This is a genomic window from Paraburkholderia yinzeri, from assembly GCF_046581065.1.
Taxonomy (GTDB): Bacteria; Pseudomonadota; Gammaproteobacteria; order Burkholderiales; family Burkholderiaceae; genus Paraburkholderia.
Genome location: NZ_JBFOCJ010000003.1, coordinates 119,819 through 135,249, shown reverse-complemented (window position 1 = coordinate 135,249; position 15,431 = coordinate 119,819). Strand labels below are relative to the sequence as shown.

16 protein-coding genes are annotated in these 15,431 nt (G+C 66.6%); 7 read left to right on the top strand and 9 right to left on the bottom strand.

The annotated features are described in order from the left end of the window. Positions 1–42 precede the first annotated feature (42 nt). Entirely contained in the window at positions 43–1,062 is a 1,020-nt protein-coding gene (locus tag WJ542_RS27420) for a helix-turn-helix transcriptional regulator (RefSeq protein WP_411192715.1), read from the bottom strand. Positions 1,063–1,265: 203 nt separating this feature from the next. Between WJ542_RS27420 and WJ542_RS27415 the strand changes: the two genes are divergently transcribed. The 6 genes from WJ542_RS27415 (at position 1,266) to WJ542_RS27390 (ending at position 6,681) form a co-directional block, all read left to right on the top strand. After that, positions 1,266–1,745 (top strand): DUF4863 family protein, encoded by a 480-nt coding sequence (locus WJ542_RS27415; protein ID WP_411192714.1) that lies wholly within the window; start codon positions 1,266–1,268, stop codon positions 1,743–1,745. Between the two features lie 77 nt (positions 1,746–1,822). Then, entirely contained in the window at positions 1,823–3,448 is a 1,626-nt protein-coding gene (locus tag WJ542_RS27410; protein ID WP_411192713.1) for a benzoate-CoA ligase family protein, read from the top strand. A gap of 2 nt (positions 3,449–3,450) precedes the next feature. Next, on the top strand, positions 3,451–4,323 hold the full coding sequence (locus tag WJ542_RS27405; protein ID WP_411192712.1) for an alpha/beta fold hydrolase: 873 nt from the start codon (positions 3,451–3,453) through the stop codon (positions 4,321–4,323). A 383-nt stretch (positions 4,324–4,706) separates the two neighbouring features. Then, the gene (locus WJ542_RS27400; protein ID WP_411192711.1) at positions 4,707–5,792 is read left to right on the top strand and encodes a porin; all 1,086 of its coding nucleotides are present in this window, start codon (positions 4,707–4,709) and stop codon (positions 5,790–5,792) included. A 54-nt stretch (positions 5,793–5,846) separates the two neighbouring features. Further along, a complete protein-coding gene (locus WJ542_RS27395; RefSeq protein WP_411192710.1) occupies positions 5,847–6,209 on the top strand; it encodes a BON domain-containing protein in 363 nt (120 codons plus the stop codon). 208 nt (positions 6,210–6,417) lie between these two features. Further along, a complete protein-coding gene (locus WJ542_RS27390) occupies positions 6,418–6,681 on the top strand; it encodes a DUF4148 domain-containing protein (RefSeq protein WP_411192709.1) in 264 nt (87 codons plus the stop codon). A gap of 13 nt (positions 6,682–6,694) precedes the next feature. On the opposite strand, the gene WJ542_RS27385 is transcribed toward WJ542_RS27390, so the two are convergent. After that, positions 6,695–7,609 carry a LysR family transcriptional regulator gene (locus WJ542_RS27385; RefSeq protein WP_411193507.1) on the bottom strand — a complete coding sequence of 305 codons (915 nt, stop codon included), beginning with the start codon at positions 7,607–7,609 and terminating at the stop codon, positions 6,695–6,697. 139 nt (positions 7,610–7,748) lie between these two features. On the opposite strand from WJ542_RS27385, the gene WJ542_RS27380 reads away from it, so the two are divergent. Continuing rightward, positions 7,749–8,660 (top strand): DMT family transporter, encoded by a 912-nt coding sequence (locus tag WJ542_RS27380; protein WP_411192708.1) that lies wholly within the window; start codon positions 7,749–7,751, stop codon positions 8,658–8,660. Between the two features lie 36 nt (positions 8,661–8,696). Here WJ542_RS27380 and WJ542_RS27375 read toward each other — a convergent pair whose 3' ends face one another. From WJ542_RS27375 to WJ542_RS27345, 7 genes are all read right to left on the bottom strand, one after another. Beyond that, positions 8,697–9,713 carry an Ldh family oxidoreductase gene (locus WJ542_RS27375; protein WP_411192707.1) on the bottom strand — a complete coding sequence of 339 codons (1,017 nt, stop codon included), beginning with the start codon at positions 9,711–9,713 and terminating at the stop codon, positions 8,697–8,699. A gap of 21 nt (positions 9,714–9,734) precedes the next feature. Next, positions 9,735–10,655, bottom strand: a complete 921-nt coding sequence (locus WJ542_RS27370) for a dihydrodipicolinate synthase family protein (RefSeq protein ID WP_411192706.1) — start codon at positions 10,653–10,655, stop codon at positions 9,735–9,737. A gap of 159 nt (positions 10,656–10,814) precedes the next feature. After that, positions 10,815–11,600, bottom strand: a complete 786-nt coding sequence (locus WJ542_RS27365; protein WP_411192705.1) for an AraC family transcriptional regulator — start codon at positions 11,598–11,600, stop codon at positions 10,815–10,817. Between the two features lie 108 nt (positions 11,601–11,708). After that, positions 11,709–12,983, bottom strand: a complete 1,275-nt coding sequence (locus tag WJ542_RS27360; RefSeq protein ID WP_411192704.1) for an FAD-dependent oxidoreductase — start codon at positions 12,981–12,983, stop codon at positions 11,709–11,711. Continuing rightward, positions 12,980–13,246 (bottom strand): 2Fe-2S iron-sulfur cluster-binding protein, encoded by a 267-nt coding sequence (locus WJ542_RS27355; RefSeq protein ID WP_411192703.1) that lies wholly within the window; start codon positions 13,244–13,246, stop codon positions 12,980–12,982. Before WJ542_RS27355 ends, WJ542_RS27360 begins: the two co-directional genes overlap by 4 nt. Beyond that, the gene (locus WJ542_RS27350) at positions 13,239–14,402 is read right to left on the bottom strand and encodes an NAD(P)/FAD-dependent oxidoreductase (protein ID WP_411193506.1); all 1,164 of its coding nucleotides are present in this window, start codon (positions 14,400–14,402) and stop codon (positions 13,239–13,241) included. The genes WJ542_RS27355 and WJ542_RS27350 overlap by 8 nt, the downstream gene beginning before the upstream one ends. Further along, positions 14,402–15,361, bottom strand: coding sequence for a 4-hydroxyproline epimerase (locus WJ542_RS27345; RefSeq protein ID WP_411193504.1), 960 nt, complete (start codon positions 15,359–15,361; stop codon positions 14,402–14,404). Before WJ542_RS27345 ends, WJ542_RS27350 begins: the two co-directional genes overlap by 1 nt. Between the last annotated feature and the right edge of the window lie 70 nt (positions 15,362–15,431).

Below are 15,431 nucleotides of genomic sequence, written 5' to 3'. Positions count from 1 at the left end.
GAGTGTGCAAAGCGAGGTGCAAGCCCAGGCCGAAGCGCCCGGTCACAGCCCGCCGGAAACGTCCTCCGCGCCCAGCCGCGCGGCCAGCCGGTCGCGCAATTGCAGGTAGGCGTCCGCCAGCGTCTTTTCGCTCGTGTCGAAGGCCAGGTCGGCGCGGCTATAAAGCTCGTTGCGGCCCGCAAGGATGCGCTTGAGGTCTTCCATGGCCTCGCTGTTGCCGCGGTTGCCCGACATCGGCCGCAGATCACCTTGCGCAACGACCCGGCGCATATGGTCCTCCGGCGTCGCCTGAAGCCAGACCGTGAAGCAGTGGGCCAGCAGCGTATTGAACGTGGAAGGCTCGGAAACCAGCCCGCCCGGCGAGGCGATGACGGCGCGCGGGTGTTCGGCGATCACGGCTTCGAGCGCACGGCGCTCGTAGCGGCGGTAGGCACTGGCGCCATAGAGCGCGTGAATCTCGCTCGGCGGGCAACCCGCGAGTTGCTCGATCACGCGATTGAGCTCGACGAACGGCACCTTCCGCTCCTGCGCGAGCATGCGCCCGAGCGTGGATTTGCCGGCGCCGCGCAGGCCGATCAGCGCGATCCGCTCATGGCGATGCGGATCCCGCGAGGTCTGCGCGAACAGTTCGGACAACGCAATCCGGGCGCGCTGCAGCGAGGCCAGGTCGCGCCCCTGCAGCAGCTCGCGTATCAGCAGCCATTCGGCCGACGAAGTCGTCTCGTCGCCGATCACCTCGGCGAGCGGGCAATTCAGCGCGGCCGCGAGCTGCCGGAGCACAAGTATCGAGGCGTTGCCGGTACCGGTCTCCAGATTGGCGAGGTGGCGCTCCGAAAGCCCGGTCTCGAGCGCCAGCGACTTGCGTGTCATCCCCCGCCGCGCGCGCAGGAGGCGCACGCGCTCCCCCATGGCCGCGAGGAAAGGATCGCGGCTGGCCGCCTTATCCTGCTCGCCCGGCTCACCCGATTCGCCAGGCTCCCGCCCGGCCGCCTCGGTGTCCGCCAGGCTGTCGCCCGGTTCCTGCGCGCCATCGCGCCGCCCTTCAGAGTAAGTTTGCTTCATATCGCCAGACCAATTCCCACCGAAAAATGTACTATAGTGCTTGACAACGGTAATTCGACAAGATAATTTTCGCCAAAACGCTGACCGGCAGCAATTCCAGATACACGTGCCAGGGACACGCGAACTTCCGGCTCGTCGCGCCGGGAGCGAAACGCGCGGACAAGGTGCATCAAATTGCATCTCCCGCATCCGGAGACTAACGCATGTCCCCAGAAGACTTTCAGCGTCTGATCGCGGGCGTCACGCAGAGGATCGCCGGCCGCGACCTCGACGGCGGCCTCGAGGCCTGGCTCAACGGGACCTGGCCGCCCGGCAGCGAGACGTTCGAGGCGCTCGCGCAAGCCTGCCGCACCGGCGTTGCCGAGGGCTGGCTCTGCAACCGGGAAGGAGGCGGCATCCGTTACGGCCGGATCTTCAAGGCCTTGCCGCAAACGCACGGATTCTCGGTCGATGTCGTCGAGATGAAGGATCTCGTGGGCCCTCACCACGTGCACCCCAACGGGGAAATCGATCTGATCATGCCGCTCGCCGGCGGTGCGACCTTCGACGGCCATCCGGCCGGGTGGTGCGTCTATGGCCCCGGCAGCGCGCATTGCCCGACCGTAGCGAATGGCGAGGCGCTGGTCCTCTACCTGCTACCCGGCGGCGCCATCGAGTTCACGCCCGCGCCCGCCCGGAACTGATGAGTTTCGCAAGGGAAAGCGGTGGTGGCGGGCGCGCACGACAATCAGACAGCGAGCAGGGACGGAGACGAATACAGATGGACACCCCACTCAGGGCCGCAACCGGCTCCCCCCTTCCGGCCGTGGAACCAGCGCCGCCACCGCCGGCGCAATTCAACTTCGCCGCCCATATTTTTGCGCTCAACGAACCGCGAAGCGGCAAGCTCGCGTACATCGACGACGCGGGCGCAACGACCTACGGGCAGCTAGAGAACCGCGCGCGCCGCTTCGCCTCGGTCCTGCGCGCACAGGGCGTGCATGCGGAAGAGCGCGTTCTGCTGGTCATGCTCGACACCATCGAGCTGCCCGTCGCGTTCCTCGGGGCGCTCTATGCCGGCGTCGTGCCCGTCGTCGTGAACACGCTGCTCACGGCCGCCGATTACGGCTATATGCTTGCCCACAGCCGCGCTCGCGCCGTGGTGGCGTCGGGCGCCGTGCTGCAGGCCGTGACCCCTGCCCTCGATGCCGCCGCGCAAGAGGACCGCCTGCTGATCGTGTCCCAGCCGACCGGCGGCGCGCCGTCCGCCGCACCCGTTCTCGAAGCCCTGCTCGAAGCGGCCGAGCCCGCGGCGCATGCGGCGCCAACCGGCTGCGACGACATCGCTTTCTGGCTGTACTCCTCAGGATCGACCGGCAAGCCGAAAGGCACGGTTCACACCCACGCCAACCTCTACTGGACCGCGGAAACCTACGCGAGGCACGTGCTCGGCATCCGCGAAACCGACGTGGTATTTTCCGCCGCCAAGCTCTTCTTCGCGTACGGCCTCGGTAATGCCCTGACGTTCCCGCTTTCCGTGGGGGCCACGGCGGTGCTGATGGCCGGACGCCCGACCGTCGACGCCGTGTTCGAGCGTCTCGTGAAACACCGCCCCACCGTCTTTTACGGTGTCCCGACGCTCTATGCCAGCATGATGGCGGCGCATACGCGGCCGGCCCGAGCGGACGTCAGCCTCAGGATCTGCGCCTCGGCAGGCGAAGCGCTGCCTCGCGAAGTGGGCGAACGGTTCACGGCGCATTTCGGCTGCGAAATCCTGGACGGCATCGGATCGACAGAGATGCTGCACATTTTTCTCTCGAATCATCCGGGCGAGGTCCATTACGGCACGACCGGAACGCCCGTACCCGGATACGCGGTGGAACTGCGCGACGAAAACGGCGGTCCCGTGCCGGACGGCGAGGTGGGCGACCTGTACATCAAAGGCCCCAGTGCCGCGCTCATGTACTGGTGCAACCGCGAGAAGTCCCGCGCGACGTTCCTCGGCGACTGGGTGCGAAGCGGCGACAAGTACCGGAAACTGCCGGACGGCTGCTACGTCTACGCGGGCCGCAGCGACGACATGCTGAAGGTCAGCGGCCAGTACGTCTCCCCGGTCGAGGTCGAGATGGTGCTCGTGCAACATGACGCCGTGCTCGAAGCCGCCGTGATCGGCGTCGACCAGGGCGGGCTCGTCAAGACCTGTGCGTTCGTCGTCCTGAAACCGGACTTCGCCGCCAGCACGGCCCTCGCAACCGACCTCAAGGCCTTCGTGAAAGACCGGCTCGCGCCCCACAAGTATCCGCGCGACATTCTCTTCGTGGACGATCTGCCGAAGACGGCGACCGGTAAAATCCAGCGATTCAAGCTGCGGGAACAACAAAGCCAGGCTATGCAGCCTGCGACCTGATCATGGAAAGCACGGTCTTGACCTCATCGCCGGAAAATTATCCGTTTGCCTCGCTGCCCCCTTCGGACAATCGGGGGCCCGTGAAAATCGAATACCGATGGTTGAATGCGCATCTTCGCGACCAACCGGTCGCCGTCTTTCTGCACGAGGGGCTAGGTTCGGTCGCCATGTGGAAGACGTGGCCGCAAGCACTATGCGACCGGCTCGGCATGCGCGGGCTGGTGTATTCGCGCCCCGGTTACGGCCGCTCCACGCCCCGGCCGCCCGGCGCCAGTCTGCCCGTGAATTTCATGACGGACCAGGCACAGGATGTCCTTCCGGCGCTTCTCTCGGCTCTGGGCATTGGCGCCGCGGAACGCCGGCGGATGTGGCTCATCGGTCACAGCGACGGCGGAACGATTGCCCTGCTTTACGCGAGTGCATTTAACAATGAGCTGGCCGGCGCCGTGGTGATCGCTCCGCACGTTTTTGTCGAAGACATTTCCGTCGAAAATATTGCCGAAGCAAAGATAGCCTATGAAACCACTCCCATGCGGGAGCGCCTCGGCCGTTATCACGACGACGTCGATTCCGCGTTCTACGGCTGGAACGACGTCTGGCTGAGCGCGGCGTTTCGCGAATGGACTATCGTCCGCGAGCTCGCGGGCATCCGCTGCCCCTTGCTGGCCGTGCAGGCGCGCGACGACCAGTACGGAACCATGGCGCAGGTCGAAACCATTGTCGATCGCGTGCCCGGCTCGCAACTCTTTCCGCTCGAAAACGGCGGGCATTCGCCGCACGTTACCGTGCCCGCCCTCCTGAATGAGGAAATTCACCGGTTCATTTTATCGGCTGGAGAATCGGCCGGGGAATCGGCCAGAAAGCACGCGCCTTGAGCAAAGCCGCCGGAGAAGCGGCGAATCGATTTTCCGCGGTATCTCGCGCCACTCGGGAATTAGTGAAAACGTGTACTCGAATAGATTGCAACACAGGGGTCGCCTTGATTGACACTCGAATATGGCGTTTTTAAGATCGTCCGGAAATCCAGCCATGCAAGACGCAGTTCCCGATTCCAATAACGCTGCGCAAACCCATTTGCCGTCTTTAGAAGATCCCGCTTAAAGAAATAAAGCTCGTTGCGCGCGCACGCTGTTCGCTCGCGCAGACGATGCATCGAGCTGCCACGGCATCGAAGCTTTAAATAGCATTACTAATCAAGCCGCGTCATTCGACTATTACAGAAACTCGACGGCACGTTCCGTCCCGAAGGAGATCGACGATGTACAAGCAACGAGGTCTGCGCCTGAAGCTCATCGCCGCTGCAACCTGCCTGCTGGCAGGCGGTGCTGCCCATGCCCAGAGCAGTGTCACGCTGTATGGCCTGGTCGATGGCGGCCTGCTGTACACGAGCAAGACGCTCAACACGACCACCGGGCAGAACGCCGGCCATCAGTTCTCCATGATCGACAGCGGCAACTCGCCTTCGCAGTTCGGCGTGATGGGCACCGAAGACCTCGGCGGCGGCCTGAAAGCGGAATTCAAGCTCGAAAGCGGCATCAGCATGTCCAACGGCGGCCTGAACGACTCGAACGGCAACCTGTTCGGCCGCCAGGCCTATGTGGGCCTCGACAGCAACTACGGCGACGTGAAGGTCGGCCTGCAGTTCTCGCCGTTCTTCCTCTCGGTCTACGAGCTCGATCCGCGCGACCTCTCGCAGTTCGGCAGCGGCCTGCTGCCCTACCTCGACAGCGTCATCGCCACCGGCATCTTCAACACCAATTCGATCTCCTACACGAGCCCCAAGGTCTACGGCTTCCAGGGCAGCGTGATGCTCGGGCTGGGCGGGGTGGCGGGCGACTTCCAGGCAGGCCGCAACTATTCGGCGAACCTCTCGTACAGCACCGGCACGTTCCTGATCAACGCCGGCTTCTACGACAGCAACGCCGGCGGCGCCGCCACGCCGGTCCCCTCGACCTACGCGTTCGAAGGCCGCGTCATCGGCATGTCCTACAAGTTCGGCAAGCTCACCGCCAAGGCCTCGTTCACCAGCTACAAGGGAACGGGGCTGGCCGGCTCGTTCAACGACAACGTCTACAGCGGCGGTCTCGACTGGCTCGTCACGCCCAGAGTCGACCTGAACGGCGGCGTCTGGTACACGAGCGACCGCAGCGACACCACGAACCACTCCGTCATGGGCGCCATCGGCACCGACTATTATCTGTCGCGTGCCACGACCCTCTATGCGCAGTTTGGCGTGGTCAACAACCATGGCACGATGGATACCGGCCTTTCCGTCGACAGTGCGCTCAACGGCGCAGCCGGCACGACGGTCGGCGCGGACATCGGTATCCGCCACATTTTCTAACTGCCGGTCCGCCGTTCCGCGCGTCAACCTCCTCTTGAAAGGAAGAGAAACAACATGAAGAAGGCTAGCCTCATCACCACGCTCGCGTGTTCGCTGCTCCTGCTCGGTACGGCAGGCGCCTGGGCGCAGGGCAGCGGCGCCGCGGCCAGCGCGCCGGCCATGAGCAGCACGGCGCAGAGCCCCAAGGCCATGCGCAAGGCCAACCGGCTGCTCTCGAAGAACGTGCAGCGCGCGCTCGTGAAGGTCAAGGGACTGGATTCGAGCAATATCGTCGTTTCGGCGAAGAGCGGCGCGATCCTGCTGGGCGGCACGGTGCCCGAGGCCGACCAGATCCAGATGGCCGTGACCGCCGCGCAGGGGGTGAACGGGGTTCAGAGCGTGCAGAACGCCCTGCGGGTCAGGGCAATCGGCCAGTAACGCCCGCCTCGGGCGCAGCGCGGCGGATGCCATCTCCCGCGCTGCGCCCGGCTTCCCACCGCGCATTGCCGCGCAATTATCTCAAAACCCGCAACAGTCAATCGCACAACCGGGTCTTTGCCCCACTCCGGGCCACTTCTAGACTATCGCCACAGCGCCGCAAAACCGTCCGCAGCGCATTTCAAAATAATCCGTGGAGAGAGTCACCATGAAGTCGGTCATTCGCACCCTTGCAGTCGCCCTGCTCATCGCCGCTCCGGTGGCCGCTTTGGCCCAGACGAGCCAGCAGCCCGTCACCCGCGCCCAGGTGGAAGACCATCTCGCGCAACTCGAACAGGCGGGCTACCAGCCGAACGACTGGATGCACTACACGACCAACCTGCCCCAGGCCGAAATGCGCGTCGCCCAGCAGAACAGCGGCGACACGGCTTATGGCGGCGCCAACGGCGGCACGTCGCAAGCGGGCAAGTAATCCCCTCGCGGCCCTACGCCGGCATCGTCTGGGCCAGCCAGTCGATCAGCGCCCGCACCTTGGGCGGCAGGAAGCGGTTTGGCGGATAGAGTATCCAGACCGGGCCGCTATAGGCCCGCGGCTCGAACTCCCATTCAGGCAGCACCCGCACCAGCCGGCCTTCGCGCAGCGCCTGCGCCGCCGCGAACTCCGGAAGGCTGGCAATGCCCCAGTTATCGATCGCCGCGTCGAGCCGCGCCCCGACGTCGTTGGCGATATAGCGCCCGCCGACCTGCACCGTATGCCGCTGGGCGCCGCGCCGGAACGACCAGCGGTTGTCGTCCGCCGTCTCGCCCAGATAAAGGCAATCGTGCTGCGCGAGGTCCTTCGGATGGACCGGCATGCCGCGCTCGTGCAGATACGCCGGCGAGGCGCACGGCATCCAGCGCACCGTCCCCAGCCGCCGCGCGGCGAGCCCGGGCGGCGGCGCGGACGTCGGGCGGATGACGAGATCGACGTGATCCCGGATCGGATCGACCTCGTGATCCGTGAAGACGAGCTGGACCTCGACCTCCTCATAGGTGCGCAGGAAACCCGGAATCAGCGGATGGATCACGCTTCTCGCCACAGAAATCGGGGCGCTCAGACTCACGCGTCCGTGAGGACGCCCCGTCATCTGGGTGGCGGCATCCGCCGCGCTGGTAGCCGCGTCGACCATTTCCTGGCAGTGCCGATAAACCTGGGCGCCCGACTCCGTGAGCCGGATGCTGCGCGTGGAGCGCTCGAGCAGCCGCGCGCCCAGCGCCCGCTCGAGGCGCTGCATCTGCCGGCTGACGGTCGAGGGCGTGCTGCCAAGCTGGCGCGCGGCGACCGAGAAATTGCCCGCCTCCACCACCCGGGCAAACGTGGCCAGATCCGGCAGCAAGGAAAAGAGATCGGTAGGATTCATGCCTGCGGGAAGCCGTCCGGACGGCACGCGCATCTATGCATTCCAGACATAAAAGATGTTCTGAGGTAGCCGATTATCGCGCAGCGCGCATCATCGGACAATGTGGGCGTTTTCAACGACAGCCTCGCATGGGATCCTCATGAACGCATTCCCCCCTTCGTCCCGCTGGGCAGATCTGCTGGTGATCGCCGTGGCGCTGATCTGGGGCACCAGTTACGGCGTGGTCAAAGGCACGCTGCTGGTCTACCCGGTACTGAGCCTGCTCGCCCTGCGCTTCGGCATCACCTTCGTGCTGCTCGCGCCCGCGCTGCGCAAGCTGGCGACCCTACGGCCGGCGCAACGCTGGGGCGTATTCGGCGCGGGGCTCCTGCTGCTCGGCATCTTCCTCGCGGAGACCTTCGGCGTTGCCGCGACCCGTGCATCGAATGCGGCCTTCCTGATCAGCCTGTGCGTAGTCATGACGCCGCTCGTCGAGTGGGCATGGTTCGGGCATGCGCCGCGGCCCGCCGAGTGGGCGGCGGTGGGGCTTTCGTTCCTCGGCGCCTTCCTGCTGGCCGGGGGCCACTTCGTGTTCGGCTGGGGCGACGCGCTGATCGTGCTCGCCGCCCTGTTGCGCGCCTTGAGCACCTGTGCCGCGAAGCGCGTCATGAAGACCGGAGCCGTGCCGCCCCTGACCTTGACGGCCGTGCAGGCCGGCATCGTATCGTGCGGCTGCCTAGTGCTGGCATGGACGGTGGCCCGCGGGCAATGGCAGCCGCCGCCGGCTTTCAGTGGACACGGCCTGTTCTGGGGCAGCGTGATCTATCTCGTGGCGGGCTGCACGCTGTTCGCGTTTCTTGTGCAGAACTACGCAGTCCACCGCAGCAGCCCTACCCGCGTAGCGCTCCTGATGGGCAGCGAGCCCGTGTTCGGCGCGCTGTTTGCGAGCGTCTGGCTCGGCGAACGGCTCTCGCTTCCGGCATGGCTTGGCGGGCTGCTGATCGTCGCGGCGTCGCTCGTTGCCGTCGCCCGCCGCGAGCCGGCGGCGGTGCAGGAAAGCGTGACGGCTTGATGGCCTGGTGGTTGCGCGAGGCCATCGGGCGTCCAGTCACAGCGCCATCACGTCACGGTATAACGCCGCGGGAATGCGCACGCCGTTGCGCTCGCTGCGTGCACGCGCTTCGAACCGGCGCTGCGACGGCAAGCGTGCACCCTGCCCCGTCACCGCCTCGAAAAGGCGCTCGGCGCGCGCCTCTCCCGCCCGATAGTCGTCGCCCAGGAAGCGCCGCGGATCGATGGCGATCACGAGTTCGCCGTGGCAAGGGCTGGCGCCCGCTCCGGCGTCGAAGGCTTGCGACTCCATGCTGGTCAGGTCGCCAATCAGCGCGCCCGCCAGCAATTCCACCATCGCGGCCAATGCCGATCCCTTGTGCCCGCCGAAGGTCTGCATCGCACCGGCGAGCGCCGCGCGGGCGTCGGTCGTCGGCGCGCCGTCGCGATCGATGGCCCAGTGCCCGGGAATCGGCTTGCCTTCGCGCGCATGCAGCTCGATGTCGCCGCGCGCAATCGCACTCGTCGCGAAATCGAAGACGAAGGGATAGCCCTCGGCACGCGGCCACGCAAAGGCGATGGGATTGGTGCCGAACACCGGCCGCGTCCCGCCCGCTGGCGCGACCCAGCTATGACTCGGATTCATCGCGAGCCCCACGAGGCCCAGCGCCGCGATCGCCTCGACTTCGGGCCATAGCGCGGAAAAATGAAAGCAATGGTTGATCGCCATCGCCGCTATGCCTTGCGAAAGCGCTTTTTCGGCGAGCCGCGGCAAGCCCGTCTCGAACGCCAGCAGCGAAAAGCCGTAGTGCGCATCGACGGCAAAGAGGCCCGGCGCGATGTCGCGCAAGGTCGGTTCGGCGCGCGGGTCGACCTTGCCGCTCTTGATCGAGCGCACGCAGCCAATGAGCCGGTAGATACCATGTGAATGGCATTCGTCCCGCTGCCCCTGCACGATCACGCGCGCAATCGCGTCCGCGTGCGCCGGCGACGCGCCATGACGCACGAGCACCTCGCGCGCCAGCGCAAACAGTTCGTCAAGCGAAAGAACGATGTCCGCGCTGTCGTCACCCATTCCGGTCTCCGCGTTGGCGTATCAAAGACCGACGTCCGGCAGCGCAGGACGCGTGGCGAGCGCCTTCTCGACAATCGTCTTCACGAAAGCGAGCGTCTCGCCTTCCAGCGCCAGCCGCGGCGGACGCGTCACCGCGCTGCCCCGGCCCACCAGTTCTTCGCACAGCTTGATGCACTGAACGAGATCGGGACGCGCGTCGAGATGCAGGAGCGGCATGAACCAGCGATAGAGCGCGAGCGCCTCGTCGAAGCGCTTTTGCTTCGCGAGCCGGAAAAGCGTTTCGCCTTCCTTCGGGAACACGTTGGACATGCCCGAAACCCAGCCCTGCGCACCCACGGCAATGCTTTCCACCACCACGTCGTCGAGCCCCGCGAACAGCACGAAGCGATCGCCCACGGCGTTACGCAGGTCGATGAAGCGGCGCGTATCGCCGGAGGAGTCTTTGAAGCAGACGATGTTTTCGCAGTCCTGCAGGGCGATCAGCACGTCGGGCGTGACGTCGTTCTTGTAGATCGGCGGATTGTTGTAGACCATGACCGGCAGGTCGGTACTCGACGCCACGGCGCGAAAATGCGCGGCGGTCTCGTGCGGCTTCGCGGAATAGACGAGCGCGGGCATCACCATCACGCCGTCCACGCCCACGCGCTGCGCCTCGCGCACGGTCTGCCGCGCGAACGCGGTCGTGAACTCGGCAATGCCGGCGATCACGGGCACCTTGCCGGCCGCCGCGTCGCGCGCGGCTTCGATCACGGCAACCTTCTCGGACGTGCTGAGCGAGGTGTTTTCGCCGACCGTGCCGCACACCACGAGGCCCGACACGCCATCCCTCACGAGATTGCTCACGACCCGGTGCGTCGCCTCGATGTCGACAGAAAAATCGGCCTTCAACTGTGTACTGACCGCGGGGAACACACCGCTCCATTGGATAGCGTTACGGCTCACTGTGACAATCTCCTTCGTTGAATGTGTCGCTCCCACGCAGCGGCGGGAGGCATGAACGAAGTATCGCCATCCAGATTGCGCAAGGCTTGAGGGCAATCGCAGCGCAAAGAGACGAAATCGGCACAATCGCAGCACAATCGCGGCACGGCCCCGCGCGGCTCAACCCTCGTGGGAATCGGCGGCGCCGTGCTGCGACTGCAGCACGGCGCGGTACTGGCTCGGCGTGAGACCGACGGTGGCCTTGAACTGGCGCGTAAAGGCGCTGTGATCGTTGTAGCCGCAACGCGTGGCGACATCGGTGATGCTCAGGTCGTCCGCCAGCATCTCCGAAGCGGCGTCGAGGCGCGTTTTCAGCAGCATCTGCCGCGGCGTGAGGTGGAAGATCTTGTGGAAGTAACGCTCGATCTGCGCGACCGACATGTCGATCAGCGTAGCGAGATGCGAGAGCTTGAGCGGCTGCGCATAGTTGTCCTGGATGTACTTCGCCGCGATAGCGAGGCGCTGGTAGGCGGGGTGCGTGCCCTCGGCGGCCTGCAGGTCGCGCGAGATGCCGGCCACGCCCAGCACGCGGCCGTGCGCGTCGTGCAGCGGCACCTTCGAGGTGAGACACCAGCCGGGCTGCCGGCCCGGATACAGGTGCAGCTCCAGTTGATCCACGAGCCAGATGTTCTGGCGCACGACGGCCTTGTCCTGCTCCGTGTAGATGCGTCCAAAGCGTGCGGGAAAGACCTGCTCGGCCGTCTTGCCGAGGATCGCGCGCTTCTCCTTCACCGCACAGCGAGCCGCGAGCGTGGCGTTGACGAGCACGTAGCGCGCCTCGTGGTCCTTCACGAAGAAGACCACGTCGGGCATGGCGTCGAAGAGCGGTTCGAGCAGGGCGAAATGCGCCACCATCTGCGGCAGCGTCAGGTGCTCCGCGGCGGCGGGCAAAACCAGATCGGGCATGGCAGGATCGGACAAGTCGGAACCGGACCGATTATGCCGGTCTTGCGAACGCTTGCGCATCGGCAATTCCATCAGGCACGCCCATCGAGACCGCGCGGGCGTCGAAGCTCAGGTTTGGGATTCGGATTCGGCTTCCATCAGCGTGCCGATGCGCGCGGGTGCGAACGGCGGGCGCTGCCCGGCCCCTTGCCAGCCGAAGCAGAACGCCGCCGCCTCGCCGCAGACCTTGCCCTGGCACGCGCCCATTCCGCAGCGCGTCTGCAGCTTCGCGTCGCGCCAGGAACGGTGCCGCGCGGCCTCGCCGAACGAGACGTCCTCGCAGCGGCACAGCAACGTGTCGGGCGTGGCGAGCGTCCTCAATTGCGGATTCAGCGCAAACGCGGCGTCGAGGCGCGCGGCAAAGCGGCGATAGCGTTTGCGCGTGGCGAATAGCGCGGCCGCCTTTTCGCGCTCGCCGAGCGCGGCACAGGCGGCGATCCCGCCTTCGACGGCCGAAAGCTCCATACCGCCCACGCCCGTGCATTCGCCGGCCGCATAGACACCGGCCACCGATGTCGCTTGCCAGGCGTCGACGGCAAGCGCCGCCCCGCCCGCGCCATCTTCGAGACGGCAACCCAGCGCGGCGCCCACCAGCGTATTCGGAACCAGCCCGTATGCGCAGGCAAGACGATCGCATTCGATGCGCTGGACGTCACCGCCCTTGCGCACGAGTACATGCGTCAACTGCGTTTCCCCGCCCGCTTCGGCGACGTGCGCGCCGCACCAGTACGGCGTGGCGCGCAAGGCGGCGCGCAGGCGCACGGCCTGTGCGAGTTTGGCCGGAGTCGGCACGAGGCCCAGCGCGAAGCGCGCAACGCTCCGGGTATCGGCCTGCTCGACGATCGCCAGCACGCGTGCGCCTTGCTCGTGCGCCGTGACGGCGGCGGCCAGCAGCAGCGGCCCGGTGCCGGCGATCACGATGCGTTCGCCCCTTACCGGCATGCCGGCCTTCACGAGCGCCTGCAAGCCGCCCGCACCGGTAACGCCGGGCAAGGTCCAGCCGGGATAAGGAAGAAACCGCTCGCGCGCACCGGTGGCAAGAATCAGCTTGTCGTAGCCGACGCTAAAGCCGCGCCTCGCGTCCTGCACGAGCAACTCGCGCTCCGCCAGCGCCTGCACGACGCGTGCGGCACCGAGATAAGTCACGTTGGCGCGCTGTCCGAGCGGGTCCAGTACCGCGCGCGCGTCGCGATTGGGCGCATGGCCCGGCCCCTGCCGCCAGATCTGGCCGCCAGGCAGCGCGTTGTCGTCGACCACGCCGACGCTCGCCCCCGCTTCGGCCGCCGCTCGCGCCGCATTCAGGCCCGCGGGACCGGCGCCCACTACGAGAATGTCGAATTTCACAGACCCGCGCTCCCGGTCACGACTTCCATGCCGAACGCACAGACAGTCTGGCAAGCCAACTGATGCGGCAGGCCGTCGATCGTCACGCGGCACTCCTGGCACACGCCCATGCCGCAGACCGGCCCGCGCAATGCGCCGCCCACCGAGCGGCGCGTGACGCAGCGCTGCGCCTCATCGGCGATCGCAATGGCGGCCGCCACCGAACTGCCCGCGGCGACGTCGACACGCTTGCCGTTGACAGCGAGTGTCACGATCTCAGACACGGACCGCCTCCAAGGCCGCGAAACGGGCAGGCAGGTAGGGCGTGGCGTCGATCGGCAGACCCTGTCCCGCGCGCAGCATCTGGGCGGCGATGAGCCTCGCCGTGGCAAGCGCCGTGGTAACGCCGAGGCCCTCGTGCCCGGTGGCGAGCCACGTCGAAGGATGCGCATGCGCCGTCGCAAACGGGCCAGCCGGGCCGATCAGCGGCATGCCATCGCGCGTCGCGGGACGCATACCGGTCCATGCGCGGATTCCGTTCAGCGACGGCAATTGCGGCAGGTAGCCGGCGGCGCGCCGCAGCATGCGCGCGAGAATCGCGGGCTCCACCGCGGCATCGTCGTTGTCGAACTGCCGCGACGAACCGATCAGCAATTGTCCCGTGGGGCGCGGTTGCACATTGAACGCCACCGACGTGCCGTTCGTGTTGTGCGCGCTCTTGATGTAGCCGAGTTCGAGAATCTGATGCCTCACCGTGCCGGGATAGCGGTCGGTGATGAGCAGGTGTCCTTTTTTGGCCTCCAGCGGCAGGCCCGGCAACAATTCGGAGGCCTGAAGACCATTGGCGAGCAAAACCGCTCCCGCGGCAATCGTTTCGCCGCTCGCCAGCAGAACCCCCGAGCGGTCCACCCGCACGACTGGCGTATCGAAGCGGCACACGATACGGCCGGGCCCAGGCTGCTCGAGCAGGTGGGTGCAAACCGTCGGCGCGTACACGGCTGCGTCGTCGGGCACGATCATGCCGCCTTGCAAGCCTTCGCGTAGTTGAGGCTCCGCCTCGCGCAGCGCCCGCTCGTCCAGCATGGCGCACGCCACGCCCTGACCTGAGAGCGCCTGCTGACGCGTCTGCGCGAGCGCATACTCTTCGTCGTCCGCAGCAACCCAGAGGGTGCCGCAGCGAATGAAGGCATGCCGCGCGTCGAGTTGCGGCGCCAGCTCGTGCCACAACGAGCGTGACCATGCGGAGAGGGCGAATTCCGCGGGCGTGTCGTCCATCACGACGAGATGCCCCATGCCCGCCGCCGTCACGCCGCCGCCCGCGCCGGCGCGGTCGATAACGAGCACGTCGGCGCCCTGCTGCGCAAGCTCGTGAGCGCATGCTGCGCCGACAATACCCGCGCCGATCACGACGACATCCGGATGCGTGCCGGGCGCTTTCATCACGCGCGTATGCCCCACGCGAACGGGTCGTCTTCACTGAAGATCAGCTTCGACTCGGCGTTCACGTGCGCCGTGCCGCGAATGACCGGTCGCACATACCCCGCCGGCAGCGCCGGATCCGCTTCGTAGCATGCCTCGAACACGCTGCCGATAATGCTCTCCTGGCGCCACGTCTCGCCCGGCGCGAGCGCACCGTCGAGCGCGAGGCATGCCACCTTCGCGCTCGTGCCGGTACCGCAGGGCGAACGATCGTAGGCCTTGCCGGGACACAGCACGAAGTTGCGGCTGTCGACATCGGCACGCGCCGGGTCGGCGAAGAGTTCGATGTGATCGATAAGCGCGCCGCCCTCGCCCGTGATGCCGTTCGCTTCCAGCGCCTGCCGGATGCGCCACGCTGCCTCGGTCAATGACTCGGCGTTGGCCGCGTCGAGCGGCAGACCGTGGTCCGCAACGAGAAAAAACCAGTTCCCGCCCCACGCAATATCGCCGTGCACGCGGCCGAGGCCGGGCACGTCGAGCGGCACGGCCTTGCGGTACCGGTAGGCGGGCACGTTGCGCACCGTCACGCTGCGGTCCGCGTGCAGTTCGGCCTCGACCACGCCCACCGGCGTTTCGATACGATGCACGCCCGGCTGGATGCGCCCGAGATGCGCCAGCGACGCGACAAGACCGATCGTGCCGTGGCCGCACATGCCGAGAAAGCCCACGTTGTTGAAGAAGATCACGCCCGCCGAACACCCCGGGTCGTGGGGTTCGCACAGCAGCGCGCCGACCAGCACGTCCGAGCCGCGCGGCTCGTTGACGACGCCGGCACGCACGCGGTCGTACTCGCGGCGGAAAATATCGAGCCGCTCGGCAAGCGGGCCGCGGCCGAGATCCGGGCCGCCTTCGGTCACGAGCCGCGTGGGCTCGCCGCCGGTATGGGAATCGATTACGGTCAGCGTTTTCATGCCGCTAATCGTAGGTCCCGCCCCCGCAACCGTCTTGGTCGATTGCCTTGCCCGCAATGACGATTTCCGCACAGCGAAG